The sequence below is a fragment of the Streptococcus sp. FSL R7-0212 genome (genome assembly GCF_038007985.1).
GTDB classification, from domain to species: domain Bacteria; phylum Bacillota; class Bacilli; order Lactobacillales; family Streptococcaceae; genus Streptococcus; species Streptococcus parauberis.
Window position 1 is genome coordinate 1,438,314 of the sequence record NZ_JBBOYF010000001.1, and the last position, 23,790, is coordinate 1,462,103.

Sequence of the window (23,790 nt, forward strand, 5' to 3'; positions counted from 1 at the left end):
CCAACTAACAAAATTGTTAGTTGGTCCTTCAAAAATATTAAATTATTTTACTGCATCCTTAAGAGCTTTACCTGCTTTAAATGCTGGAACTTTTGATGCCGCGATTTCGATTTCTGCACCAGTTTGTGGGTTACGACCTTTACGAGCTGCACGTTCGCGAACTTCGAAGTTACCAAAACCGATTAATTGAACTTTTTCACCTTCAGAAAGGAATGCTTCGATTGCAGAGAATACAGCGTCAACTGCTGCTGCTGAATCTTTTTTAGTAAGTTCAGTTGCTTCTGCAACTTTTGCGATTAAATCTTGTTTGTTAGCCATTTAACAAATCCTCCAATTAATTAATAAGCAATATGCTTTAACAATACTAATAATATCTAAAAAATGGCTATAGGTCAAGTATTTAACGTTATTTAGCCTTTTTCTTGTAAATATCAAAAGTAATTTGGTTATTCAGTAAATCAACTTTTTTAGCTATTAAATAAATATCTGCATCATTTTTTATCTGCTGTAAATTTATTATTATAGATGAGTTATTCTTATTAACACTTACAAAATCTGGAAGTTTATAGGATGACTTAATATACTGAAGAACCTCTCCTTCTGGTAATGGAAGGGTTCCGGCTGAAATAGAGGTTATTTGAAGTTGTAAACTGCCATTTTCTAATGCGATTGGTTGAAAGTAAATATATAAAGGTACTTCATAACCTAACAGTTGATACTTCCCTTCAAAAACAATAGATGAAGAAGTTGTATAAATCTTGTAAGTCATGTCGTTCTTTTGATAATCCTTCAAGTAACTGGCAACTGTTTTATTGATTTGACGACGATTAGTGGATATTGTCCCGATTTTCACCGAGCTAGATATTGATGAAACAAGCTTTTCAGAGTTTGGTTCACGAACTTGAATTAAGCGACTTCCAATTACCAAAATAAAAGCAAAATTAAAAGCAAGTAACAAGAGGAATGCCCATCTCCACCAATTAATCTTAGATTTTTGGTTATAAGCTATTTTATTTTTTTCATTTCTTTTCATATTTTAATATAGACTCCAATACTGCGTCTGACATAATTTGATACCCAATATTATTTGGATGAAAATGGTCTTGATTAAACAAAGCATCATTAACGACGCGTGTCTGGTCTCCATCTGATTGAACAATTCCTTCTTGTCCATCGATTCCTCGATATAATTGTTTATTAATAGGTACATAATGAACGTGCTCAAATTGACTGGTCACTTCTTTTGTCTTATTATTCCAATTATTAATTACATTTTGCATTTCAGTCATCTCAGGAAAGTTTAGATAAAATGGATTATAAATACCTAAGATATAAATATGTAAGTCATTATTATCTTTTCTTGCTAACTTGACAATTTTCTGTAGTCGTAATTGATAGTTCTTTTCTGGTAACTCAAAACTAGATACTTTTAAATTAGCTAAGTTTTTTCTGATGACGGCCATGACATCATTACCACCAACAGTTATGGTCAAAATATCAGCTTTTTTCAAGTCATTTTTCAAGGCCTTGTCAGATTGCATCCGCTTCAAAATTTGCTGACTAGTATTACCCGAAATCCCATAATTCTGTGAGGAAACTTCAACATCTAAGTTGTCTCTAATATCATTTGCAAGTAGTGGGACAAATCCACCTTGACCAGTAGAATCACCAACACCTTCTGTTAATGAGTCACCTAAAGCAACATAATTAATTATTTTGGTTTTGGATTGAATATAATCCATTCTTTTTATCTGTGAATCTGAATTAGGTAGGACAAAATTCAAGAAAAGAATACTAAGAATCAGACAAGTTGCAAAAAAGAGAAAATCTTTTAATAAAATTATTTTATTCATATCTAATCATTACGGCAAATGCACCCTCACCCGTATGAGTCTGGATAATTGACCCTGTTTCTAAAAAAGCAATTGGATTAGTATAATACTCTGAAATAATTTCCCTTAAATGGTTCGCTAAACCTTGATCTCCAGCATAGGAAATACCTAACTCTGCAATTACTTTATCCTTTGTTTCAGCCATGTAAGAATCAAGCCATTTATTAAAAGTTTTATTTCCTCGCCCTTTGACTACTGTTTTCAGTTCTGCATCTTTTAGTTCCATCAACACACGAATATTCAACAAGGTTGAAATCAAACCTGTAACACGACCAATTCGACCACCTTTAACTAGGTTTTCTAAAGTTGAAACTCCAATAAAAAGTTTAGTCTTTTCTTTGACTTCTTGAATCTTTTCCAAAATTTCAACAACTGAAGCACCTTGACTAGCTAATTTAGCAGCTTCTTTAACTTGAAATTTCATGCCTTGATCAGTAAAACCAGAATCAACTATATGACAATGAGCTCCAGCAAGCTCAGCACCTTGACGAGAAGCCTCAATTGTTCCTGATAGAGCAGGCGTTAAATGAATTGCAATGATTTCATTATAACCTTGTTCAATGAGGGCCTTATAATATTCAGCAAATAGTCCGACCGGAGGTTGGCTTGTTTTGGGCAACTCCTTACTATTTTGCATTAACTTCAAAAATTGACCTTCTTCTTTTAAATCATTGTCAGAATATAATTTACCATCAATCATTACTGACAAAGGAACTACTGTAATATCATATTTTTCAATCAATTCCTTTTCAATTGTTATAGATGAGTCTGTCAAAATTTTAATTTTTTCCATTTATTATTTTCCATTCTTTTAAAAGCGTATTTTCCCTATATTTTATCATTGATTGTCAAATAAATCAAAAAGAGACAAACTAAACTGTCTCTTTTATGATTTTATGGTTTTGCTAACAGGTCTCTTGCTTGTTCTCTTGCCGTTTCTGTTACTTCATTTGCTGCTATCATATTAGCAATTTCTTCAACACGTTCTTCATAGGTAAGAAGACTGACCGTCGAAACAGTAGAATCCTCCTTGCTTTCTTTGGAAATGAAGAACTGGTAGTCAGCAATAGCAATCACCTGTGGTAAATGTGAGATAGCCAGAACTTGTCCATTTTGACCAATTTTATGAATTTTTTTGGCAATAGCTTGCGCAACACGACCAGAAACGCCTGTGTCCACTTCATCAAAGACAATACTTGTTTTGTCTTCTCTTTTCGAAACAGCAGATTTAATAGCTAACATCAGACGAGATAATTCCCCACCAGAAGCTACTTTTACCAAGGGCTTGAAGCCTTCACCAGGATTTGTTGAAATATAAAATTCAACTGTTTGGTTCCCTTGAGAATTAAATTTTGATTTATCAAATTTAACCTGAAAATCAGCCTTTTCCATGTATAAATCTTTTAACTCTGCCTTAATATCAGCTTCTAATTGCAGAGCTAAATTTTGGCGTTGTTCGCTTAATTGTGTTGCCTTACTAACAAGCTCTTTTTCTAACAATTTTAATTGGGAGTCACTTGCACCTGATGCCATGTTGTCACCAGTGAGAAGTTGATATTCTTTTTGAATATTATCATAGTAATCTAACAAGTCATCAGCGGATCCACCATATTTACGTGTCAAACTATTAATGAGTGTCAAACGACTTTCTATCTCCATCAAACGACCTGCATTGAAGTCAAGCGAATCAATTGTATCAGATAATTGTTTGGTCACATCTTCTAAAATATAATAAGCTTCCGAAATACTTGTGGAAATAGCTTTATAATCAGAATCATAATTTTCAATTGTCAAAAGATCATTCATTGCAGACCGAACATTGTTTAGGCTTGAAATATCATCATTATCAAGCATAGCATAGGCATTAGCTAAAGTGTCAGCAATATTTTTGTGATTTAAAAGCCGATGGTGTTCCTGATTAAGGCTTTCTTCTTCACCCCTATGTAAATCAACTGCTTCGATTTCAGCTAGTTGAAAGGTTAACATCTCAATCCGTTCTTTATGTTCACGTTCATTTTTCTGACGTTCAATGACACGTTTTCTGACCGTTTTATAACTGTTAAATGTTTCTTGATAGCTTGTTTTAAGGTCCTTAAAATCTTGATTCCCAAATGAATCTAAAATTGCTAAGTGATGAGATGCGCGCATTAATTCTTCTTGGTCATGTTGACCATGAATATCAACTAGATACTGTCCAACTTCTTTTAAAAAGGTTAAATTAACCATTTGCCCATTTATACGACTGACACTTCGACCATTAGCAAAAATATCTCTGCGAATAATGAGTTCATCTTGAACTGGAATACCATTATCTTCTAAGAGAGCTTGAAGATCCAAATTTTTTTCAAGTGAAAAGAAACCTTCAATTTCAGCTTTTTGTTGACCATGACGAATAACCTCAGTACTGGCACGCGCACCAAGCATCATATTCATCGCATCAATAATAATTGACTTTCCGGCTCCTGTTTCGCCAGTTAGGACAGTCATGCCATTTTCAAACGTCAATGAAATTTCTTCAATGATGGCAAAATTTTTAATTGAAATTTCTAATAACATTCTATCCTCTTTCTATTATCTTTCTTCAGCTTTCCATTGAAGGACTTGTTGTCGAATATGGTCCGCATCAATCTCAGTATTGGCAATTAATAAAATACTGTCATCATCTGCAATTACAGAAAAGATTGAATCCGCAAAATCCTTAACTAAATATTTTTTAATGACCATCGCATTTCCAGGGATAACTTTTAAGAATAGATGACATTTTAAATCTGATCGTTTCTCTGAAATACTTAGAATATTACTCTTAATTGATGTTGGACGCTGAAAAATCTTTTTACCACTATCTTGTGACAAGCCATAAATATAACGACCTTTAGCAGATGGAATTTTGACAATACCAATTTCGTTCATATCTCTTGAAATGGTGGCTTGAGTTAATTCTAAACCTTCATTACGAAGTAAAGCTAGTAAATCATGCTGTGTTTCAATCTCGTTTGCCAAGACCATTCTTTTAATTAAATCTAAACGTTCATTCTTCTTCATTTTGATTAAATTCCTTATGTGATTTTTCAACAACTTCTGAAAGGAGACAAACATCAATCTCTTTAATTTGTTCTGCTTTTTCCATATAAGCTAAAAATTCAATATTACCATGTCCACCTTGTATAGGCGAAAAATCGATACCTTTTATATTAAATCCGTATTCCTGTGCAAAAGTTGTCACTTTTTCAAGAACTTTTAAGTGAACCGATTTATCTTTAATAATTCCATTTTTTCCAACTTGTGATTTGCCTGCTTCAAATTGTGGTTTGATTAGGGCAACTACTTGGCCTGAAGGAGCTAAGATTGACTTCAATGCTGGTAAAATCAGGCTTAATGAAATAAAAGAAACATCAATACTAGCAAATGTAGGTTGGCCTTCTGTAAAATCTTCTAGCTGAGCATATCTAAAATTGTACTGTTCCATACTCCGCACACGTGAGTCCTGACGTAATTTCCAAACCAACTGATTAGTCCCCACATCAACTGCATAAACTAATTGAGCACCAGATTGGAGCATAACATCGGTGAAACCACCTGTTGAGGCACCAATATCAATGCAGACTTTGTTATCAACTGAGATATTAAAAATAGATAAGGCTTTTTCTAATTTCAAACCGCCACGACTAACATACTTGAGCTTTTCACCTTTCAGCTTTAATTCAGTTGCGTCATCAATTTTTTCACCAGGTTTATCAAAACGTTCACCATTGAGGACTGATACAACTAAACCAGCCATTACTCCTCTTTTTGCTTGTTCACGGGTATCAAAGAGGCCTTGCTTGAAAGCCAAGACATCTACTCTTTCCTTAGGCATCTAGTCTCAACCTTTCTACTAAATCAATTAGGTTCTGTGGGTTAAAATTTGTCTGATTTTTAGTTTTTTCAAAAATGAACAAGGCCCCATCTAATTCTTCATTTAATACTTGATATGATTTTTCTAATCCCAGTAATCCTGGATATGTTGATTTATGGGCAGTTATATCTTTGTTGGGCGTTTTTCCTAAGTCTTCAAATTTTGCTGTGATATCAAGAATATCATCCCGGACTTGAAAAGCATGGCCAATTAACTCACCCGCTCTTGTTAAGTCAGATATCATGTCTGCAGGTAATTGAGCAATGATTGCAGCAGCCATAAATGGATAAGCCAAAAGTTTACCCGTTTTATGACTATGGATGCCCTGCAATTCTTCTATGCCTAATTTTTGATCTTCAGCTCTCATATCCAGCATCTGACCACCAACCATACCAAAAGTTCCTGCTGCATTGCTCAATTGGGCGATTAAGTCAACTTTTATTTGTGGTAAAAAATTAGTTTCTGCAATCAATGAAAAGGGATCAATAAAGAGACTATCCCCAGCCAGAATTGCTGTAGCTTCATCAAATTGCTTATGATTCGTTAATCTGCCACGGCGATATTCATCATTATCCATAGCAGGTAGATCGTCATGAATTAAACTTCCAGTGTGAACCATTTCTAACGCTGCAGCAACTTTAAAATGATCTTCTGTCAATGTAATATTGAAAGCTTCTAAAGATTCTAATAAGAAAAGGGGTCTAATTCTTTTTCCTCCAGAATCAACAGAATATATAATAGAATCAATTAAATCCTGAGAAACAAAATTTGATTTTTGATAAAAATGGCTAATTGTTTGATTGATTTTTGTTAACTTTTCCATTAAGCATCCATATCTACTTCTGAACCATCCGCTTGCATAACTTTAACAAGTGTTTTTTCGGCATTTTGTAATGTTTTTTGAAGATTTTTAGAAAGAACCATCCCTTTTTGAAACTCTGCAATAGCTGTTTCCAATGGCACATCGCCATTTTCAAGTTTGGAAACAATCATTTCTAATTCTTGCAAATTATCTTCAAATGTTTTCTTAGTTGACATCTTTTACCTCTACTTCTAATTGACCATCTTTTAATTGAATATTAAGATGATCACCTTTTTCAATTTGTTCGACTGATGCAATAACTTCCTCTCCTTTGTGAAGCATTGCGTAACCTCTTGCAATGATGCGGCTTGTATCAAGAGATAGCAAGGTATCTTGCGCTTTTTCAAAACGTCTTAATTTGCTTTCAAATGATGCTTTAGCATCATAAGTCAACTGTTGACTGAGACTCGTAATACGATCTTGGTAACGATTAATACGACTCATTAAATCAATTGATTGCAAACGGTGTCTTATTTGGATTTCTGAATCTTTATTACTGGCTATATTCTCTTTAAATGATGATACCAATGACATATTGAGACGATCAAGTTTTTGGAGATAGCCGTCATACAGGCGTTCTGGTTGCCTAAAGATAACTGACTGCGCTAGCTTATTGACTCTTTCTTGATTTTCACGCACTATTCGATTACTTGCTTGAAAAGCACGGGTCTGACGCTCATTAATCCAGGCTAATATATCAGCTTTAGTAACAGGCGTCGCTAGTTCTGCTGCTGCTGTTGGTGTTGCAGCCCTGCGATCGGCGACGAAGTCGGCCAAAGTTATATCTGTTTCATGGCCAACACTAGAGATAATTGGAAGCTGTGATTCAAAGATTGCATGAACAACTTTTTCTTCATTGAAGGCCCAGAGATCCTCAATTGAACCACCACCTCGACCGACAATTAGAAGATCCAAATCGTCCCTTTGATTGGCTCGAATGATATTATCCACAACCTCTTGAGCAGCACCTTCGCCTTGAACCTTAGTTGGAAACAGTAATATCTCAACTCCCGGAAAACGACGTGAAATTGTAGTAATAATATCCCGAATAACGGCTCCACTTGGAGAAGTTAAAACTCCGACTTTAGTTACAAACTGAGGTAAGGCTTGCTTATGTCTATCATCAAAAAATCCTTCACTTGTCAGTTTCTTTTTCAATTGTTCGAATTGCAAAGCTAATGCACCAATCCCGTCTGGTTCAGCACGTTCGATGATAATTGAGTAAGCTCCTGAAGGCTCATAGAGCTGAATCCGACCAACGACATTAAGCTTCATGCCTTCCTCAAGATCAAATCCTAATTTACTATAAACACCTGCCCACATTGTGGCCTGAATAACAGCACCTTCATCTTTTAATGAAAAATATTGATGTTTTGGTCTTTTTCTAAAATTGGAAACCTGACCAGTCAGATAAACCCGTTCCAAATAGGGGTCTCGGTCAAACTTCATTTTTAAATATTTAGTCAGATTGCTGACACTTAAATAATCTGTCATCAGGTTCCTTTCCTTATAATTAAAGGCACTACTGCCTTTTTATACTATTGCAATTATACCATTTTTCATTTTAAATTGTTAAGATTAGTACCAAAAAAGAAGCTTTAAAGCTTCTTTTAAAATCTTCTTATTAATCAGCTTTCGCATACTTATTCATCCATTTTTGGATAGAGTCACTAATTTGCGTGGGTAGGACAACATAGTTATCTCTTGCCAAGTCATCTGCTATTGCTGAATGAAGATAAGTTGCCGCTGCAACAACTTTATAAATGCTTTTTTGTTTAAATTGGGCCACAAAGCCGGCAATCATTCCAGCTAGGGTATCGCCCATTCCACCTGTAGCTTGATAAGGTCCTCCAACGTCAAGGAGAGAAATCTCTTCAGTCGAGATTAGAGTCGTTTCATCACTTTTGGCTACTAAGATTGTTTCTTGCGGAAAATGCATTAAAGCTTTTTGAGAGGCTTGAGGATTCTGATCCGCAATAGCTAGTTTACTCAACCTTTCCCATTCTTTTTGATGAGGGGTAAGGATAACTTGCTTATTCTTTAAGATTGAAACATCTTCTTCTGCTAAGAGTGTTAAAGCAGAGCCATCTATGATCAGAATTTGTTCAGGGCTAACCCCTTGCAAGACTGTTTTTAATAGTTCTTCTGCTTTGCTATTGTCCCCAAGGCCTGGGCCAATTAGGATTACATCGGCTGTAATCATCGTTTTTTGCAAGAAGTCTTGGTCATCCACTGAAAAGGCCATTGCTTCAGCCAAATGGTTATGTAAGGCTGGTATATTCTCTTTTTCAGTCGCCACAGTTACTAGACCTGCGCCACTTTTGACAGTAGCAATTGCAGACATAATAATTGCTCCACCATAGGGATATAGACCACCAATTAATAGCACGCGCCCATAATCGCCTTTGTGGGAATTACGACGTCTAGGACCAATAATTTCCTTGGCCAATTCTTCGTTTAATTTCATTTTGACACACTTCTTAAACAAGCTTGATAAGTTTGTTCTAGTAACATCGTAATTGTCATCGGTCCAACTCCACCTGGGACTGGTGTGATGAAACTAGTTAAATCAGCCACTTGATCAAAATCAACATCCCCAATTAATTTACCATTATCATCACGATTCATTCCAACATCAATAACAACAGCACCTTCTTTGACAAATTCTTTAGTTACAAAATTTCCTTGGCCAATTGCCACGATTAGGATATCTGCGCGACTAGCTACTTCTGGTAAATGCTTGGTCCGCGAATGTGTTAAAGTAACGGTCGCATTTTTATCTAGTAACAATTGGGCCATTGGTTTGCCAACAATGTTTGAACGACCAATGATTACTGCATTTTTACCCTCTAAATCGATACTGTATTCACTAAACATCTCCATAATCCCCGCTGGTGTACAAGGAACCATAAGTGGGCGACCTGACCACAAGTGACCAGTATTCATTGGATGAAAGCCATCGACATCTTTTTTAGGATCAATTGAGAGGATTATTTTTTTGTCATTAATATGGCTTGGCAATGGTAATTGGACTAATATACCATGTATGCTATCATCTAGGTTATATTGATTGATAATATCAATCAGCTCTTCTTGACAAGTTGATTCCGATAAGCGAACAGTTTCACTTTTAAAACCAGCTGCTATAGCTGCTTTTTCTTTATTTTTGACATAAACTTGACTGGCCGGATTATTACCAATTAATATCACTACTAATCCTGGTACAATATGGTACTTATTATTTAAAACTTGCACTTTATCAGCTAAATTTGATTGCATCTTTTGGGCTAGTGCTTTTCCATCGATTATCTGTGTCATGAATTCTTTCCTTATCTATCTTTTTATCATTATACCAAAAAAAAGAGGGAGCATTCCCTCTTTGTCAATTATTTATCTTTCATTTTATCTTTGATTGGACAAGAACAATTGCAATCGCCACATGAACCATTTTGACTGCGATAATATTTTAAACTAAAAAATACTAGAATGACGATAATAATAAAAATAATAAACGTCGACATTAGTTTTTATCCTCCCTATAATTGAAAATATTAGTTAATGTGATTAGGTTTTCTTGACTTTCTTTAGGTTTCCTCAAAATCAGATAACTAGCTATTATTAACAAGAGGACTGCAATGATTGTGAAAAATGAAAGTTGTCCTGTCTGAAAATAAAGACCCAGTTGATAAATGATAAAACTTACCGAATAAGCTAGTGCTGTTTGAAAACCTATAGCAAACAATGACCATTTCTTACTATTCATTTCACGTTTTATTGCCCCGATAGCTGCAAAACAAGGAGTGCATAATAGATTAAAAACCAAGAAGGAATATGCTGCTATAGGAGAATAGTCTAATCTTAATTGATTCCAAAGCAAATTCGGTGACACAGTCATTTGATTATTTTGATAAAAGATACCAAATGTTGCAACCACGGTTTCTTTAGCTAACAATCCAGAAAAAGTTGCTACTGTTGCTTTCCAATTACCAAATCCTAATGGTGAAAAAATCCAAGCAAAATGACGTCCTATGTCTGCTAATATGCTTTCTTGTGCATTAACGGGTTGAAATCGAAAATCATAGGAAGTTAAATACCAAAGTAGAATTGTTAAAACAAAAATGACAGTACCTGCCTTTTTTATAAAACTTAAGGCTTTATTATAAGCATATAGTATTACTGTAGGTAAATGTGGTAAATGATAGGCAGGCAACTCCATGATAAATGGACTTGCTTGACTTGACAATAATTTTGTTTTTTTCAGGGGAATACCTGATAAAACAATAGAAGCAATTCCAATAAAATAGGCACTTGGGGCAATTATAGGGTTATTGGGAAAGAAGACACCCGAAATAAGAGCGACTATGGCCATTTTAGCCGAACATGGCATGAATGTTGATGTCATAATCGTTATCTTTCGATCTTGTTCATTTTCAATTGTACGACTGGCCATAATAGCAGGAACACCACACCCAGTAGCAATTAACATTGGAATAAATGTCTTTCCTGATAAGCCAAACTTACGGAAAACTCTATCCATTACAAAAGCAATCCGACTCATATAACCAATATCTTCAAGTATACCCAAACAAAGAAATAAAACAAACAATTGAGGAACAAAACCTAGAACTGCTCCAACTCCTGCAACGATGCCATCAATTATTAAGGACTTCAACCAAAAATCAACTTTTAAGTATGTTAACACAGTTTGCAGAGTATTTGGAACTAGTTTTCCAAATAAATAATCGTTAGCCCAATCAGTTCCTAAGGTTCCAATTGTTTGAATGGATAAATAATACACAATAAACATGATAATAGCAAAAATAGGTAAAGCTAAAAACCGGTTAGTGATAATAGTATCAATTTTGTCAGATAATTTAAGCTCGAAATTATCTTTTTTTATTTGAGCCATTTGACAAATGCTATCAATATAAGCATATCTTTGATTAATAACAATAGATTCTGCATCTTCCGTATAAATCTTCTCTGTAATTGCTGAAATATATTCAATTTCCGAAATGATATCAGAAGATAATTCAAGATGTTCCTGAACAAGAGGGTCTCGTTCAAATAATTTTATCAAGTAGTGTCGTCTACTGAGCCCTAAATCATAGTCTGTTAGAAGTTGCTCTATTTGACTCAATGCAGCTTCAAAACTATCTTCATAAATTGGGTAAGGTGAAGGTGACCCACTATGAACTAATTTTTGGATGTACTTAACCATCTTATCAATCCCTTTATTTTTTATGGCACTGATTGAAACTACAGGTACACTTAGCAGATAACTAAGTTTATCACAACTAATCTGATTTCCGTTTCTTTCTACAACATCCATCATATTTAAGACAAGAAGACAAGGAAAACCTAATTCTAACAGTTGGGTTGCTAAATAAAGATTTCTTTCAAGGTTTGATGCATCTAAAACATCAACAATAAGCTGAAGTTGCCCACAAAGCAGATAATCTCTCGCCACTTTTTCTTCAGATGTATAAGGAGATAAAGAGTAAACTCCTGGTAAATCTTGAATTTCAATCTGTTTATCTATTTTTAAAAAGCCACTTTTTCGATCAACAGTGACTCCTGGCCAATTTCCAACTTTCTGATTACTTCCAGTTAATAAATTAAATAAACTCGTCTTTCCACTATTTGGGTTCCCAATTAATGTAACTTTTCGCATAACTCCTCTTAAATGTTCTATCTTCGATCAACGCTAATTAATTGTGCTTCTGATTTTCTAAGTGTTAGTTCAAATCCTCTCACTGAGATTTCAATTGGATCTCCCAAAGGAGCAACTTTTATTAATTTGACTTGCGTCCCTTTCGTTAATCCCATATCCATCAAATGTCGCTTAGTTTCTTTATTTGTAAAGATATTATCAATATAAGCTTTTTCACCTACCAATAAATCGGTAAGTGGGACAGCATTTGAGGTCGTTTGATGTAGTTCAACATCAATATTATCTAAAATACTTTTATCAAATGCTAGTCTCTGATCTGATAACATTACGATAGCACTATTATTAGTCTTTGAAATGAGCATAATCTGTTTGTCAGGCAACAAGCCTAAATGTGACAAATGTTTTTTAAATGAATCAGGAAGATTAATAGACTTGATAAGATACTTTTTCCCAATTTCTGCTTGTAATAATTTCACACTATTCTCCCTTTAATATCTTCCAATTATAACATAAGAAAATTATAATGTAATCCTTTTCACTAAAAAATTAAAGAGAGTTAATAAAAAAGTTGGATTTCTCCAACTTAATTAAAGTATTTTACTCAAGAAATCAACGGTTCTTGCTTGGCTTGGGTGGTCAAAAATTTCTTCAGGCTTGCCTTCTTCGACAATCATACCATCATCCATAAAGATAACTCGGTCTGCAACTTCCTTTGCAAAACCCATTTCATGTGTAACAATAGCCATTGTCATTCCGGCCAGAGCGAGTTCTTTCATAACAGTTAAAACCTCACCCACCATTTCAGGATCTAAGGCAGATGTTGGTTCATCAAATAAAAGCATATCGGGGTCCATCGCCAAGCTTCGAGCTATCGCAATCCTTTGCTTTTGCCCACCTGAAAGAGAATCTGGATAACTTGTAGCCTTATCAGCGAGACCAACTTTTTCCAAAAGGTGATAAGCCTTTTCTTCAGCTATCATTTTACTGACCTTTTTAGTTTTGATTGGTGAGAGAGTAATATTGTCTAAAACGGTCATGTTGGGAAAGAGGTTAAACTGTTGAAAGACCATTCCCATTTTTTCACGCATTTTAAAAATATCATTTTCCTTATCCGTAATGTCAGTACCCTCAAAGGTTACTTTTCCTTTGCTTGGTGTTTCTAATAAGTTCATCGTCCTTAATAATGTTGACTTACCAGATCCAGACGGTCCAATAATGACTAAAACCTCTCCTTGCTCAATTGTTAAGTCGATTCCCTTTAAAACATGATGCTGACCAAAAGACTTATGTAAGGCTTCAATTTTCAATAGTTCTTGACTCATAAACTTTTAACTCCCTGTCCCATCTTCTTTTCTAATAAATGTAATAGTTGTGACATTACAGTCGTAACCATCAAGTAATAAAATGCTCCAAACAATAAAGGTGTAATTGGCTGATACGTTGACGTAACAACCGATTGGGCACCATTCCATAATTCCATAACACCAATTGTTTGCAAGAGTGCACTATCTTTTATTATTGTAATAAACTCATTGCCTAATGCTGGAAGGATATTCTTAAAAGCTTGAGGTAATATAACAAACCGCATCGCATTTTTAGGGCGAATGCCTAAAGAGTATGCTGCTTCTAACTGGCCAGCCGGTACGGCCTCAATCCCAGCTCTGACTATTTCGGAAATATATGCTCCGCTATTCAATGAAATAATAATAATCCCAGGTAAGAGTCGTGAAAAATCAAGGTTTAGGACACCAAAATCTATAATAGGCATTTGATTAAAGTGCATCCAAGCAAAGGCAATCATAATTTGAACGACCATTGGTGTCCCTCGGAAAATCCAAACATAGAAAGAGGCAAGCCATTTCAAGGGAAGAATAGAACTTCTCTTCAAAAATGTAATAATTATGCCTAATATGGTGCCAAAAAACACTACAGCAATTGAAATAAAAATGGTGACTAAGACACCGTAATTAAAGTAGCCCCAGTAATGTGGCAAAAAAGAAAAATTCATATTTATACTCCAAACATATCGATTTTTTAAAACAACGAAATAATTATAACACTTTATGTATAAAAATACAATAGAAACTAAAATAAAAAACCTGCCTGGGCAAGTTTTTTTTAAAAAAGATTAATATTAATATAATAAATCGTAAATTTCCATTGCAATTAAATCAATACTATCAAATGAATATGATTCACGAGCTTCAACATCACGTAATGTAAAAACTGGTCCAGTTTCAACATCATTTGCAAATGCTACTTCAGCAACTACTACGCCATCACGTTCAAAATTTCTTTTTAAGTTGCCACCGTCATTAACCATTAATTCTAAGCGGTTGATGATTCTCACTAAATGTGATTCCATTTCTGTTCTCCTATTCCTTAGTTTTCCATATTATTTTAACATAATTTGCCCTAAACAAACACTAAAAGAGACAAATTTCTCAATCTTTTCCTTTGTTATGTGTGGTAAATTGCTGTTTTTTCTCGAAAATATTGTGATTATCACTCTATTCTGGAGAGTGCTAAAAATTCGAACTTTTTACTTGATTTCCAAAAATAGGGTGCTATAATATGGTTATAAAGTTTGACCATGTTTGACTATAAATCAAGATGGTCGATAGAAATGCATTGGAGGTATGCTATGCTCTGTCAGAATTGTCAATTAAATGAAGCTTCAATCCATTTATATACCAATGTTAATGGGAAACAAAAGCAAATTGATTTATGTCAAAATTGCTATCAAATAATGAAAACGGATGCGAATAATTCAATATTAGGGGGAATTGGTTCGCGTTCAGAAAAAAAACAAGACCCAATGAATCCATTCTTTGATGACTTTTTCGGTGATTTGAATAACTTTCGATCTTTCGGAAATCTACCTAATACTCCTCCAACTCAGGCAGGTGGAAGCGGTGGAAATAATGGGAAAATTCCTAACCAACAGGGCTCTCGTAATCAAAATGCACAAGCTACTCAACAGCCTAAAGGCTTACTAGAAGAGTTTGGTATCAATGTTACGGAAATTGCCCGTAAAGGAGGTATTGACCCTGTTATAGGTCGTGACGAAGAGATTACACGTGTCATTGAAATTCTCAATCGTCGTACAAAGAATAATCCAGTTCTAATTGGCGAACCCGGTGTTGGTAAAACTGCTGTCGTTGAAGGTTTAGCTCAAAAAATTGTGGACAGTGATGTCCCATATAAACTTCAAGGTAAACAAGTGATTCGTTTAGATGTTGTTAGTTTAGTCCAAGGAACTGGAATCCGTGGTCAATTTGAAGAACGAATGCAAAAACTGATGGAAGAAATAAGAAACCGTCAAGATGTTATCTTATTCATTGATGAAATTCACGAAATTGTTGGAGCCGGTAATGCAGGTGATGGCAACATGGACGCTGGAAATATCTTAAAACCTGCACTTGCTCGTGGTGAATTACAGTTAGTTGGTGCTACTACACTTAATGAGTATCGAATTATTGAGAAAGATGCCGCCTTAGAACGACGTATGCAACCTGTTAAGGTTGATGAGCCTTCTGTTGAAGAAACAATTACCATCTTAAAAGGGATCCAGACTAAGTACGAAGATTATCATCATGTTAAGTATACAGATGATGCTATCATTGCTGCTGCGACACTTTCTAATCGATATATTCAAGATCGCTTCCTTCCAGACAAAGCAATTGACTTACTCGATGAAGCCGGCTCAAAATTGAACTTGACGTTAACTTTTGTTGATCCAAAAGAAATAGATCAACGTCTTGTCGAAGCCGAAAACTTAAAAGCGCAGGCTACACGAGATGAAGACTATGAGCGCGCAGCTTATTTCCGCGACCAAATTATCAAATATAAAGAGTTACAAAAGCAAAAAGTTGATGAAGAAGATACCCCAATCATTACTGAGAAAACAATTGAAGGTATCTTAGAGGACAAAACCAATATCCCTGTGGGTGATTTGAAAGAAAAAGAACAATCACAATTGATTCACCTGGCTGAAGACTTGAAGAGTCATGTCATTGGTCAAGACGATGCTGTTGATAAAATTGCTAAAGCTATTCGTCGTAACCGGGTCGGTCTAGGTACGCCAAATCGACCAATCGGTTCATTCTTATTCGTGGGTCCTACAGGTGTAGGGAAAACTGAGTTATCTAAGCAATTAGCAATTGAACTTTTTGGTACAGCCGATAATATGATTCGTTTTGATATGTCAGAGTACATGGAAAAACATGCCGTTGCTAAGTTGGTTGGTGCCCCTCCTGGCTATGTCGGATATGAGGAAGCCGGTCAATTAACGGAAAAAGTCCGTCGCAATCCTTATTCACTCATTTTGCTGGATGAAATTGAAAAAGCTCACCCTGATGTTATGCACATGTTCCTTCAAGTTTTAGACGATGGTCGTTTGACTGATGGGCAAGGCCGGACAGTTAGCTTTAAAGATACCATCATCATTATGACTTCTAATGCCGGGACAAGTACTAATGAAGCCTCTGTCGGATTTGGGGCAGCCCGCGAAGGACGAACAAGTTCAGTTCTGGGACAATTAACAAATTTCTTTAATCCAGAATTTATGAACCGTTTTGATGGTATTATTGAATTCCAAACATTAAGCAAAGATAATCTATTACATATTGTTGATTTGATGTTAGAAGATGTCAACAATCGCCTCTCTCAAAATGGTCTTCACCTTGATGTGACCAATAAAGTTAAAGAGAAATTAGTCGATCTTGGTTATAATCCAAAAATGGGTGCTCGTCCATTAAGAAGAACTATTCAAGATTACATTGAAGATGCTATTACTGATTTCTACTTGGAAAATCCAAGTGAAAAAGAGCTTAAAGCAATGATGACTAGTAATGGAAATATCATTATTAAATCAGCAAAAAAATCTAATTCACCTGTGGAAGATCAAACCAAGTCTTACGAAAATTAATTTGAAAAGTGATAATAATTATTATTATCACTTTTTTGATGAAAATTTTCACATATTATGAAAAAAAATAAAGCGCTATCTTCATTTTTTTAGTATAATATAAATAGGAGGGACGGCTATGACAGTTCCAAAATTCGGCGAAAAAATTGAAGAAAAAAACTACAAATCTCGGTATGGAGTTTATGCAGTTATTCCAAACAGTGATAAAACAGAGGTCATCTTAGTACAGGCACCCAACGGGGCTTGGTTTCTTCCTGGTGGAGAAATTGAGGAAGGTGAGAATCACTTAACTGCTTTAGAGCGAGAATTGATTGAGGAGCTCGGATTCTCAGCTGAGATTGGATATTACTATGGCCAAGCAGACGAGTATTTTTACTCACGTCATAGAGATACCTATTACTATAATCCAGCTTACTTGTATGAAGTAACTTCTTATAGTATTCAAGGAGATCCCTTGGAAGACTTTAACAAACTAGCTTGGTTCCCAATCGAGGAAGCAATTGCCAACTTAAAACGCGGCAGTCATAAATGGGCAATAACTGAATGGCAAAAACAACACCATTCTTAATAACTATTAATTTATTGATGTATAGTGATTGATAAAGAGGAGATAATTATGAGACTTATTAATACAACAGGGAGTCATCCTGAACTGGTAACCAATCAACTAACAAATACAGATGCTAAATTGGTTGAAGTTTACTCGGCAGGTAACACAGATGTCGTTTTCACAAAAGCACCAAAACATTACGAACTATTAATCACTAATAAATATCGCGCAATTAAAGATGAAGAATTAGAAGCAATCCGTGAATTTTTCTTAAAACGTCGCATCGATCAATCTCTTATCATTAATGGGAAAACAAAAATGGTTCATACCAATAATTTAATTGAAATCTCATTCCCAATCAAAGAAGAAAACTAGCCCATCAAGGTTAGTTTTTCTTTATCACTAACAAACAAAAAAATCTGACCGAAAGGTCAGATTTTTTATTTAGTTTCAAATCCTTCAGCTACTGCCTCTGGGAAATTTTCTTCAATTATTTTTGCACTTGCATCACAGACAAATGCTCCATAAGGACGCATTCTAGTTGTCGGATCAACGCGGCGAGAACGCTCACACACTTCACCTACTGCATGTTCTACAGTAAATGCAACACCATCAAATGCTATTGCATTTTCAGGCGCTTCTTCTAAATCAGCAACTGTCAATTGAGATACAATCATTAATAGTGCAATATCACTATCTAAAGCTGTTAATAATGTTTTGACATGCGGACTAGCATAGACTGTCAAGTGTGCTTCAAGAGATTTACCGATAATTTTCTCATTACGAGCTTCTTCTAAAGCTTTTTGAGCTTGTGTACGTAGAGTCATGAAAGCTTCCCATGCAGATAAAATATCCACTTCACCTTCATAGCTTTCAGCTAGAGGTAACTCTGATAACTGTACAAATTCTTCACTTTCAAATTCTAAATAGGACCAGATTTCCTCAGCTGTATGAGGTAAAATTGGTGTTAATAGTTTAGTAATTTTAACCAAAATATCATAGAATACTGTTTGCATGCGACGGCGTTCAGGGCTATTAGCTCCTTCAATATATACAACGTCTTTAGCAAAATCTAAATAAAAGGCTGATAAATCAATTGTCACAAAGTTAACAACTGCTTTGTAGATTGCCATGAAATCGTATGATGCATATGAAGTATTGATTAATTCAACTAATTTGTTAAATTTGATTGTCATATATTTATCAACTGCAGAAAGATTTTCATAAGCTACAGCATCAGTATTTGGATTGAAATCAGACGTATTAGCAATCAAGAAACGTAGCGTATTTCTGATTTTACGATATGTTTCTGATACTTGTCCTAGAATATCCATAGAGACACGGACGTCATTATCGGTGTCAACTGAAGTAACCCATAAACGCAGAATTTCTGCACCATATTGTTTAGTCACATCACTAGGTAAGATTGTATTACCTTTTGATTTAGACATTTTTTCACCCTTACCATCAAGGACAAAACCTTGTGATAAGACTTCTTTATATGGGGCATGACCATTAACAGCAACTGATGTGATTAATGATGAATTAAACCATCCTCGGTACTGGTCTGATCCTTCTAAATAAAGATCTGCTGGGTAGTCTAAGTGTCCACGAGCATTCATTACACCATTCCAAGATGAACCTGAATCAAACCAAACATCCATGATATCTGTTTCTTTTGTAAACTCACCATTTGGTGAACCTGGATGAGTAAAGCCTTCAGGTAGTAATTCTTTTGCTTCTTTCTTCCACCAGATGATTGAACCTTCTTGTTCAAAAAGATTGGCAATATGGTCAGTTACTTCTTTTGTCATAATAGCTGTGCCATCCTCAGCATAGAAGATTGGTAGAGGGACACCCCATGCACGTTGACGTGAGATTACCCAATCGCCACGGTCACGGATCATATTATAAAGACGCGTTTTACCCCATGAAGGATGGAAGTTAACTTTTTCAATTTCATCCAAGATTTCTTGTCTGAAATCTGATACTGAAGCAAACCATTGTGGAACAGCACGCCAAATGATTGGTTTTTTAGTACGCCAGTCAAATGGGTATGAGTGATTTATAACTTCACTAGCTAATAATAAGTCGCCAAGCTTTTCTTTAACAATCGGTGTCACTTTATCATAAAATTGGCCTTGGAAATCTGGTCCTGCATTTTCCATCATGATGCCGCGCTCATCAACAGTAACAGCAACTTCTAATTTATATTTACTACCAACATTGTAGTCATCTTCACCAAAACCAGGTGCTGTATGAACAATACCTGTACCTGATTCAAGTGTAACGTGGTCACCTAAAATAACAAGTTCATCAACTTCTGTATCCCATGGGTGCTCAGTCACAATATATTCAAGTTCACTTCCTTTGAAGCTATTAAGGACTTCAAATTCTGGCCAACCAAATTTATTTGATAAACTTTCAAGTAAACCTTCAGCTACGAGATATTTACAGTCACTTCCAGCAGGTTTAACTTGTACATAGTCCATATCTGGACCAACAGTAAGGCCACGAGATGCTGTAACCGTAAATGGTGTTGTTGTCCAAACAACGATATAAGTATCTGTATCTAATTTACCCTTGCCATCTTTTACCTTATTGGCGTAATATAATGACGTTGAGTCAATGTCATGATACTCAATCTCAGCTTCAGCCAAAGCTGACTCTGAAGACCATGACCAATAGACTGGTTTCGCACCGCGATAGATATAACCCTTATCAGCCATCGCACCAAATACACGAATTTGATCTGCTTCGTATTGAGGCATCAAAGTTACATAAGGGTTTTCCCAATCTGCAGAAACTCCAAGGCGTTTGAAATCTTCACGCTGTTTATCAACTTGGCTGAGTGCATAGGTACGACACATTTCCAAATATTCAGCCAAATCCATTTCTTTACGTTTTACACCTTTTTTAGCTAAAACTTGTTCAATTGGTAACCCATGAGTATCCCAACCTGGGACAAATGGCGCTTGGAAGCCAGACATAGATTTTGAACGAACAATGATGTCCTTAGATATTTTATTTAAAGCATGGCCAACGTGAATATTTCCATTGGCATAGGGAGGTCCATCATGTAAATGAAAACTTGGTTTTCCTTCATTTAATTCTTGACGTTTTTTATAAAGATTAGCTTTGAACCAAGCTTCTTGCCATTGAGGCTCTTTATTAGGAAGGCCAGCACGCATTGGAAAAGCTGTTCTTCCAAGATTTAAGGTTTCTTTTAATTTCATTTTTTTAACTCCTTAGTCATAGTTCATGTTATTGACAATATAAAAAGAGCTCCATCCGTAAAAGGACGAAAGCTCGTGGTACCACCTTAGTTTAGAATAATTTCTTATTCCCTCTTTCGCTCGTAAGGTGAGCAGACCTCCTAACTTACTTGGTTCAGTTAGGAAGAAAGAAAATGATAATTAAATTTACTAGGGAATGTAGAGCTCTCATCATCCTCTACTTGCTGTGAATATTGTAAATTAAACTGTGTTTTTCTTATTCTTCAATATTTAATTTAAAGGTTTGTGTTTCATTAAGGTTGATTGCAGGTTCACTTGCTTCACTATTGTAATGATCAAAATTTGCATCTTCCAAATCTTTATTACTTTCATCAACACGACGTTGTAATTCTTCCATTTCCTCTGGAGTGAATTGGCGTGTTGCATCAAATGATGCACTGTCTTCAGTTTCAGGTACTTCTTCGTTAAGAACTTCTTTCACAACTTCTTTAAAAGCAGCATCTGAATTTTGAAGATAGATTGCTGTTGGTTGCAACAATTCATCCCATTCAGGTGCATTGGCTAAGTTCAATTGAGCTTCAATAGAAGAAATAAGACGTTGATGGAAGACACGAGTTTGACGTTTCAACTCTTCTGTTTCTACTGCAACTCGTTTTGCTTCATCTGTAGCATCACGCAACATTTGGTTTGATTTCGCTTTTGACTCATCTAATAAATGTTGTGCATCATAATTTGCTTTGCTAACAAGATTTGATGCCTCAGAATTTGCTGTAGCTTTTACTTTTTCAGCAGTTTCTTGAGCTAAGATAACTGATTGACTTAAAGATTCTTTCATTTCATCAAAATAAGAAAGTTTTTCTTCTAAATTTTTAATTTTTGCTTCGTGTTCACGGTTCTTTTTCACAAGTGCTTCATAATCGTCTACGACGATATCTAAAAACTCGTTAACTTCTTCCTCGCTATATCCACGGAATTTTGTTTTAAATGTTTTATCTTTAATTTCAAGTGCTGTAAGTGCCATTATTTCTCCTTATTTACGCATCGTTTTACTGATTGTTAATTTAATCTTCCCATTTTTACTTAGACCATTATCTGATTCGATTTTGAAGCGACCATAACCTCTTACACTAATCATATCGCCTAGAGCAAGATTATCTGATGTTCTAGTTACTTTACGATAATTAACTTTTACTTTTTCAGATTCAATGAATTTCATCGCCTGACTTCTGGATATTTTGATAACTGAAGCCATAATCAGATCAATTCGCAAACTTGAAACCAAAATGTCTGTTGAAGTCATTTCATTTGCTTCCTTAATTAGCTGATTGATTGGAATTTTTTTAAGTGTTACACTGGCTCTACCAATTTTACTAATATTTCCTAAAAAATAATTCAGTAGATGATGACTAATCATCAGTTGAGCGTAACCTTCCTCTACTAGGATATCTCCCATAGACTCTCGCTTGATTCCTAATTCATTTATCAAAGTACCTAGAATTTGCGAATGCCTTAATTGATTGAATTTAGCATTATAATTAATTTCTAGTAAATCTAACTCAAAATCATTCTGATCAAACTGGTAATAAGCTGGTGCAATGATCACCCTGCCATATTCAGTTCCATAATAATCATTGGAACTAAATGTTTGTAATTCGGTCGGGGCAACCAAGGATTTTAGAATATCAATTTGTCTTGGATTTAAAAAATCAGTGACATTAATAACATAAGTATCTTCTACTCGATTAATTATTTCACTAACTTTATCAATGAACGAATATTCCTCGGGATGAAAATGTTGGTATTTATCTTTTAGATTGACCATCATATAAAAATCTGGATTAAAATTCTACTAAGAAAGTTCAAGGCAAGAATTACGACTAAAATAGTGAAGTCCATTCCAGCAAACTGTAATGGCAGATTTTTAAAAGGTTTAATTAGTGGTTCAACTAACTGACGAATTAAACGGCCTAAAGTTGTATCATATGCTCCTGGAAACCAAGATAATAAAGCATAGCCAACTAACAAATAGGTGTATAGTCTTATGATATTAAGTAAAATATATAAAATAAATCCCATAGATTAACGTCTCTTCATATCAAAATCATATCCAAAATCTTGATTATTATTTGGGATATTCATATCTTCAATATTAACAGATACATTTGATGGGGTCAACAAATACATAGAAGACCCAACTTTCTGTAAGGTTCCATAAAGAACTTTACTAGCTCCATCAATAAAATCAAGACAACGTCTTGCTTGAGCATCCAACATAAATTGAAAATCAATCAATACACATTCATTTTCAATAAGTAGATCAACAATTTCTTGGGCATCTTCGTAACGTTTAGGATACTTCAAAGCAATTGTTGTTTGACCTTGGTTAGAATTTGCCTGAATGTGATTATTTTTATTTGTTGGTGCAGAAGTTTGATAAGAGTTTTGACTTGCTCTTCTTTCACTAGCATCAGTAACTTGTCCACGTGATTGATATCCAGTTGAATATTGTTCACTTGCTCTTTGACTACTTGTAGGTTGAACCGGACGTGTAGTAGCTTGACTTGGTCGAGCTTGTTGCTGAACAGGTCTAGTGGGTTGTTCAGGTTGACTTGGTCTAGTTGCTTGCTGAGGTCTAGCCTGTTCCGCATTAATCGGAGCTTGCTCTTCACCTTCAACTTCACTAACTTCGTCAGTATCAAAATAAGAAATCATCTTATTGAATGTGTCTTTAAGTGCCATATAGTTCTCCAT

General features: G+C 35.0%; 26 protein-coding genes. 3 read left to right on the forward strand and 23 right to left on the reverse strand.

Features of this window, described 5'->3' with window-relative positions:
* Positions 1 to 42 precede the first annotated feature (42 nt).
* The 18 genes from MKY69_RS07295 to MKY69_RS07380 form a co-directional block, all read right to left on the reverse strand.
* A complete protein-coding gene (locus MKY69_RS07295) occupies positions 43 to 318 on the reverse strand; it encodes an HU family DNA-binding protein (protein WP_003104951.1) in 276 nt (91 codons plus the stop codon).
* Positions 319 to 406: 88 nt separating this feature from the next.
* Positions 407 to 1,033 (reverse strand): YpmS family protein, encoded by a 627-nt coding sequence (locus MKY69_RS07300; protein WP_003108184.1) that lies wholly within the window; start codon positions 1,031 to 1,033, stop codon positions 407 to 409.
* Positions 1,020 to 1,853, reverse strand: coding sequence for an SGNH/GDSL hydrolase family protein (locus MKY69_RS07305; protein WP_003107291.1), 834 nt, complete (start codon positions 1,851 to 1,853; stop codon positions 1,020 to 1,022). The genes MKY69_RS07300 and MKY69_RS07305 overlap by 14 nt, the downstream gene beginning before the upstream one ends.
* Positions 1,846 to 2,685 carry a DegV family protein gene (locus MKY69_RS07310; protein ID WP_003108182.1) on the reverse strand — a complete coding sequence of 280 codons (840 nt, stop codon included), beginning with the start codon at positions 2,683 to 2,685 and terminating at the stop codon, positions 1,846 to 1,848. The genes MKY69_RS07305 and MKY69_RS07310 overlap by 8 nt, the downstream gene beginning before the upstream one ends.
* Before the next feature lie 101 nt (positions 2,686 to 2,786).
* Complete coding sequence (gene recN / locus MKY69_RS07315) at positions 2,787 to 4,448, reverse strand: DNA repair protein RecN (protein ID WP_003107293.1); 1,662 nt, start codon at positions 4,446 to 4,448, stop codon at positions 2,787 to 2,789.
* A gap of 15 nt (positions 4,449 to 4,463) precedes the next feature.
* Positions 4,464 to 4,934, reverse strand: coding sequence for an arginine repressor (locus tag MKY69_RS07320; protein WP_003104351.1), 471 nt, complete (start codon positions 4,932 to 4,934; stop codon positions 4,464 to 4,466).
* A complete protein-coding gene (locus MKY69_RS07325) occupies positions 4,921 to 5,748 on the reverse strand; it encodes a TlyA family RNA methyltransferase (RefSeq protein ID WP_003105099.1) in 828 nt (275 codons plus the stop codon). The genes MKY69_RS07320 and MKY69_RS07325 overlap by 14 nt, the downstream gene beginning before the upstream one ends.
* The gene (locus MKY69_RS07330; protein ID WP_062806572.1) at positions 5,741 to 6,610 is read right to left on the reverse strand and encodes a polyprenyl synthetase family protein; all 870 of its coding nucleotides are present in this window, start codon (positions 6,608 to 6,610) and stop codon (positions 5,741 to 5,743) included. The genes MKY69_RS07325 and MKY69_RS07330 overlap by 8 nt, the downstream gene beginning before the upstream one ends.
* Entirely contained in the window at positions 6,610 to 6,825 is a 216-nt protein-coding gene (locus MKY69_RS07335) for an exodeoxyribonuclease VII small subunit (protein WP_003102366.1), read from the reverse strand. The genes MKY69_RS07330 and MKY69_RS07335 overlap by 1 nt, the downstream gene beginning before the upstream one ends.
* Positions 6,815 to 8,143 carry an exodeoxyribonuclease VII large subunit gene (gene xseA / locus MKY69_RS07340; RefSeq protein WP_003107300.1) on the reverse strand — a complete coding sequence of 443 codons (1,329 nt, stop codon included), beginning with the start codon at positions 8,141 to 8,143 and terminating at the stop codon, positions 6,815 to 6,817. The genes MKY69_RS07335 and xseA overlap by 11 nt, the downstream gene beginning before the upstream one ends.
* Positions 8,144 to 8,273: 130 nt before the next feature.
* On the reverse strand, positions 8,274 to 9,116 hold the full coding sequence (locus tag MKY69_RS07345; protein ID WP_003107302.1) for an NAD(P)H-hydrate dehydratase: 843 nt from the start codon (positions 9,114 to 9,116) through the stop codon (positions 8,274 to 8,276).
* Positions 9,113 to 9,967 carry a bifunctional methylenetetrahydrofolate dehydrogenase/methenyltetrahydrofolate cyclohydrolase gene (locus MKY69_RS07350; protein ID WP_003103748.1) on the reverse strand — a complete coding sequence of 285 codons (855 nt, stop codon included), beginning with the start codon at positions 9,965 to 9,967 and terminating at the stop codon, positions 9,113 to 9,115. Before MKY69_RS07350 ends, MKY69_RS07345 begins: the two co-directional genes overlap by 4 nt.
* A 68-nt stretch (positions 9,968 to 10,035) precedes the next feature.
* Positions 10,036 to 10,170: a FeoB-associated Cys-rich membrane protein gene (locus MKY69_RS07355; RefSeq protein ID WP_003107303.1), complete on the reverse strand. Its 135-nt coding sequence runs from the start codon at positions 10,168 to 10,170 to the stop codon at positions 10,036 to 10,038.
* Positions 10,170 to 12,323, reverse strand: a complete 2,154-nt coding sequence (feoB, locus tag MKY69_RS07360; RefSeq protein WP_071519882.1) for a ferrous iron transport protein B — start codon at positions 12,321 to 12,323, stop codon at positions 10,170 to 10,172. Before feoB ends, MKY69_RS07355 begins: the two co-directional genes overlap by 1 nt.
* Before the next feature lie 17 nt (positions 12,324 to 12,340).
* A complete protein-coding gene (locus MKY69_RS07365) occupies positions 12,341 to 12,799 on the reverse strand; it encodes a ferrous iron transport protein A (RefSeq protein ID WP_003105762.1) in 459 nt (152 codons plus the stop codon).
* 111 nt (positions 12,800 to 12,910) lie between these two features.
* Positions 12,911 to 13,645 (reverse strand): amino acid ABC transporter ATP-binding protein, encoded by a 735-nt coding sequence (locus tag MKY69_RS07370; protein ID WP_003102516.1) that lies wholly within the window; start codon positions 13,643 to 13,645, stop codon positions 12,911 to 12,913.
* Positions 13,642 to 14,331: an amino acid ABC transporter permease gene (locus tag MKY69_RS07375; RefSeq protein WP_003103587.1), complete on the reverse strand. Its 690-nt coding sequence runs from the start codon at positions 14,329 to 14,331 to the stop codon at positions 13,642 to 13,644. The genes MKY69_RS07370 and MKY69_RS07375 overlap by 4 nt, the downstream gene beginning before the upstream one ends.
* 126 nt (positions 14,332 to 14,457) lie before the next feature.
* A complete protein-coding gene (locus MKY69_RS07380) occupies positions 14,458 to 14,688 on the reverse strand; it encodes a DUF1797 family protein (protein WP_003105222.1) in 231 nt (76 codons plus the stop codon).
* Positions 14,689 to 14,967: 279 nt separating this feature from the next.
* Here MKY69_RS07380 and MKY69_RS07385 point away from each other — a divergent pair, with 279 nt between their 5' ends.
* The 3 genes from MKY69_RS07385 to MKY69_RS07395 all read left to right on the forward strand — a co-directional run bounded on the left by MKY69_RS07385 (position 14,968) and on the right by MKY69_RS07395 (position 18,178).
* A complete protein-coding gene (locus MKY69_RS07385) occupies positions 14,968 to 17,253 on the forward strand; it encodes an ATP-dependent Clp protease ATP-binding subunit (RefSeq protein ID WP_003108178.1) in 2,286 nt (761 codons plus the stop codon).
* 118 nt (positions 17,254 to 17,371) lie between these two features.
* Positions 17,372 to 17,821 carry an NUDIX hydrolase gene (locus MKY69_RS07390; RefSeq protein ID WP_003103112.1) on the forward strand — a complete coding sequence of 150 codons (450 nt, stop codon included), beginning with the start codon at positions 17,372 to 17,374 and terminating at the stop codon, positions 17,819 to 17,821.
* Between the two features lie 48 nt (positions 17,822 to 17,869).
* The gene (locus MKY69_RS07395) at positions 17,870 to 18,178 is read left to right on the forward strand and encodes a DUF1827 family protein (RefSeq protein WP_003108176.1); all 309 of its coding nucleotides are present in this window, start codon (positions 17,870 to 17,872) and stop codon (positions 18,176 to 18,178) included.
* 65 nt (positions 18,179 to 18,243) lie between these two features.
* Here the strand turns inward: MKY69_RS07395 and ileS are convergent, their stop codons facing one another.
* The 5 genes from ileS to sepF all read right to left on the reverse strand — a co-directional run bounded on the left by ileS (position 18,244) and on the right by sepF (position 23,778).
* A complete protein-coding gene (ileS, locus tag MKY69_RS07400; protein ID WP_003108175.1) occupies positions 18,244 to 21,039 on the reverse strand; it encodes an isoleucine--tRNA ligase in 2,796 nt (931 codons plus the stop codon).
* A 256-nt stretch (positions 21,040 to 21,295) separates the two neighbouring features.
* On the reverse strand, positions 21,296 to 22,060 hold the full coding sequence (locus tag MKY69_RS07405) for a DivIVA domain-containing protein (RefSeq protein WP_003107309.1): 765 nt from the start codon (positions 22,058 to 22,060) through the stop codon (positions 21,296 to 21,298).
* Positions 22,061 to 22,069: 9 nt separating this feature from the next.
* Positions 22,070 to 22,861 (reverse strand): YlmH family RNA-binding protein, encoded by a 792-nt coding sequence (locus tag MKY69_RS07410; RefSeq protein ID WP_037619483.1) that lies wholly within the window; start codon positions 22,859 to 22,861, stop codon positions 22,070 to 22,072.
* Positions 22,861 to 23,115 (reverse strand): YggT family protein, encoded by a 255-nt coding sequence (locus MKY69_RS07415; RefSeq protein WP_003103585.1) that lies wholly within the window; start codon positions 23,113 to 23,115, stop codon positions 22,861 to 22,863. Before MKY69_RS07415 ends, MKY69_RS07410 begins: the two co-directional genes overlap by 1 nt.
* A 3-nt stretch (positions 23,116 to 23,118) precedes the next feature.
* Positions 23,119 to 23,778 (reverse strand): cell division protein SepF, encoded by a 660-nt coding sequence (sepF, locus tag MKY69_RS07420; RefSeq protein WP_003108174.1) that lies wholly within the window; start codon positions 23,776 to 23,778, stop codon positions 23,119 to 23,121.
* Positions 23,779 to 23,790 lie beyond the last annotated feature (12 nt).

Coding starts and splice junctions, on each gene's coding strand:
- MKY69_RS07295 (WP_003104951.1), bottom strand. CDS start 318: ATGGCTAACAAACAAGATTTAATCGCAAAAGTTGCAGAAGCAACTGAA.
- MKY69_RS07300 (WP_003108184.1), bottom strand. CDS start 1,033: ATGAAAAGAAATGAAAAAAATAAAATAGCTTATAACCAAAAATCTAAG.
- MKY69_RS07305 (WP_003107291.1), bottom strand. CDS start 1,853: ATGAATAAAATAATTTTATTAAAAGATTTTCTCTTTTTTGCAACTTGT.
- MKY69_RS07310 (WP_003108182.1), bottom strand. CDS start 2,685: ATGGAAAAAATTAAAATTTTGACAGACTCATCTATAACAATTGAAAAG.
- recN (WP_003107293.1), bottom strand. CDS start 4,448: ATGTTATTAGAAATTTCAATTAAAAATTTTGCCATCATTGAAGAAATT.
- MKY69_RS07320 (WP_003104351.1), bottom strand. CDS start 4,934: ATGAAGAAGAATGAACGTTTAGATTTAATTAAAAGAATGGTCTTGGCA.
- MKY69_RS07325 (WP_003105099.1), bottom strand. CDS start 5,748: ATGCCTAAGGAAAGAGTAGATGTCTTGGCTTTCAAGCAAGGCCTCTTT.
- MKY69_RS07330 (WP_062806572.1), bottom strand. CDS start 6,610: ATGGAAAAGTTAACAAAAATCAATCAAACAATTAGCCATTTTTATCAA.
- MKY69_RS07335 (WP_003102366.1), bottom strand. CDS start 6,825: ATGTCAACTAAGAAAACATTTGAAGATAATTTGCAAGAATTAGAAATG.
- xseA (WP_003107300.1), bottom strand. CDS start 8,143: ATGACAGATTATTTAAGTGTCAGCAATCTGACTAAATATTTAAAAATG.
- MKY69_RS07345 (WP_003107302.1), bottom strand. CDS start 9,116: ATGAAATTAAACGAAGAATTGGCCAAGGAAATTATTGGTCCTAGACGT.
- MKY69_RS07350 (WP_003103748.1), bottom strand. CDS start 9,967: ATGACACAGATAATCGATGGAAAAGCACTAGCCCAAAAGATGCAATCA.
- MKY69_RS07355 (WP_003107303.1), bottom strand. CDS start 10,170: ATGTCGACGTTTATTATTTTTATTATTATCGTCATTCTAGTATTTTTT.
- feoB (WP_071519882.1), bottom strand. CDS start 12,323: ATGCGAAAAGTTACATTAATTGGGAACCCAAATAGTGGAAAGACGAGT.
- MKY69_RS07370 (WP_003102516.1), bottom strand. CDS start 13,645: ATGAGTCAAGAACTATTGAAAATTGAAGCCTTACATAAGTCTTTTGGT.
- MKY69_RS07375 (WP_003103587.1), bottom strand. CDS start 14,331: ATGAATTTTTCTTTTTTGCCACATTACTGGGGCTACTTTAATTACGGT.
- MKY69_RS07380 (WP_003105222.1), bottom strand. CDS start 14,688: ATGGAATCACATTTAGTGAGAATCATCAACCGCTTAGAATTAATGGTT.
- MKY69_RS07385 (WP_003108178.1), top strand. CDS start 14,968: ATGCTCTGTCAGAATTGTCAATTAAATGAAGCTTCAATCCATTTATAT.
- MKY69_RS07390 (WP_003103112.1), top strand. CDS start 17,372: ATGACAGTTCCAAAATTCGGCGAAAAAATTGAAGAAAAAAACTACAAA.
- MKY69_RS07395 (WP_003108176.1), top strand. CDS start 17,870: ATGAGACTTATTAATACAACAGGGAGTCATCCTGAACTGGTAACCAAT.
- ileS (WP_003108175.1), bottom strand. CDS start 21,039: ATGAAATTAAAAGAAACCTTAAATCTTGGAAGAACAGCTTTTCCAATG.
- MKY69_RS07405 (WP_003107309.1), bottom strand. CDS start 22,060: ATGGCACTTACAGCACTTGAAATTAAAGATAAAACATTTAAAACAAAA.
- MKY69_RS07410 (WP_037619483.1), bottom strand. CDS start 22,861: ATGGTCAATCTAAAAGATAAATACCAACATTTTCATCCCGAGGAATAT.
- MKY69_RS07415 (WP_003103585.1), bottom strand. CDS start 23,115: ATGGGATTTATTTTATATATTTTACTTAATATCATAAGACTATACACC.
- sepF (WP_003108174.1), bottom strand. CDS start 23,778: ATGGCACTTAAAGACACATTCAATAAGATGATTTCTTATTTTGATACT.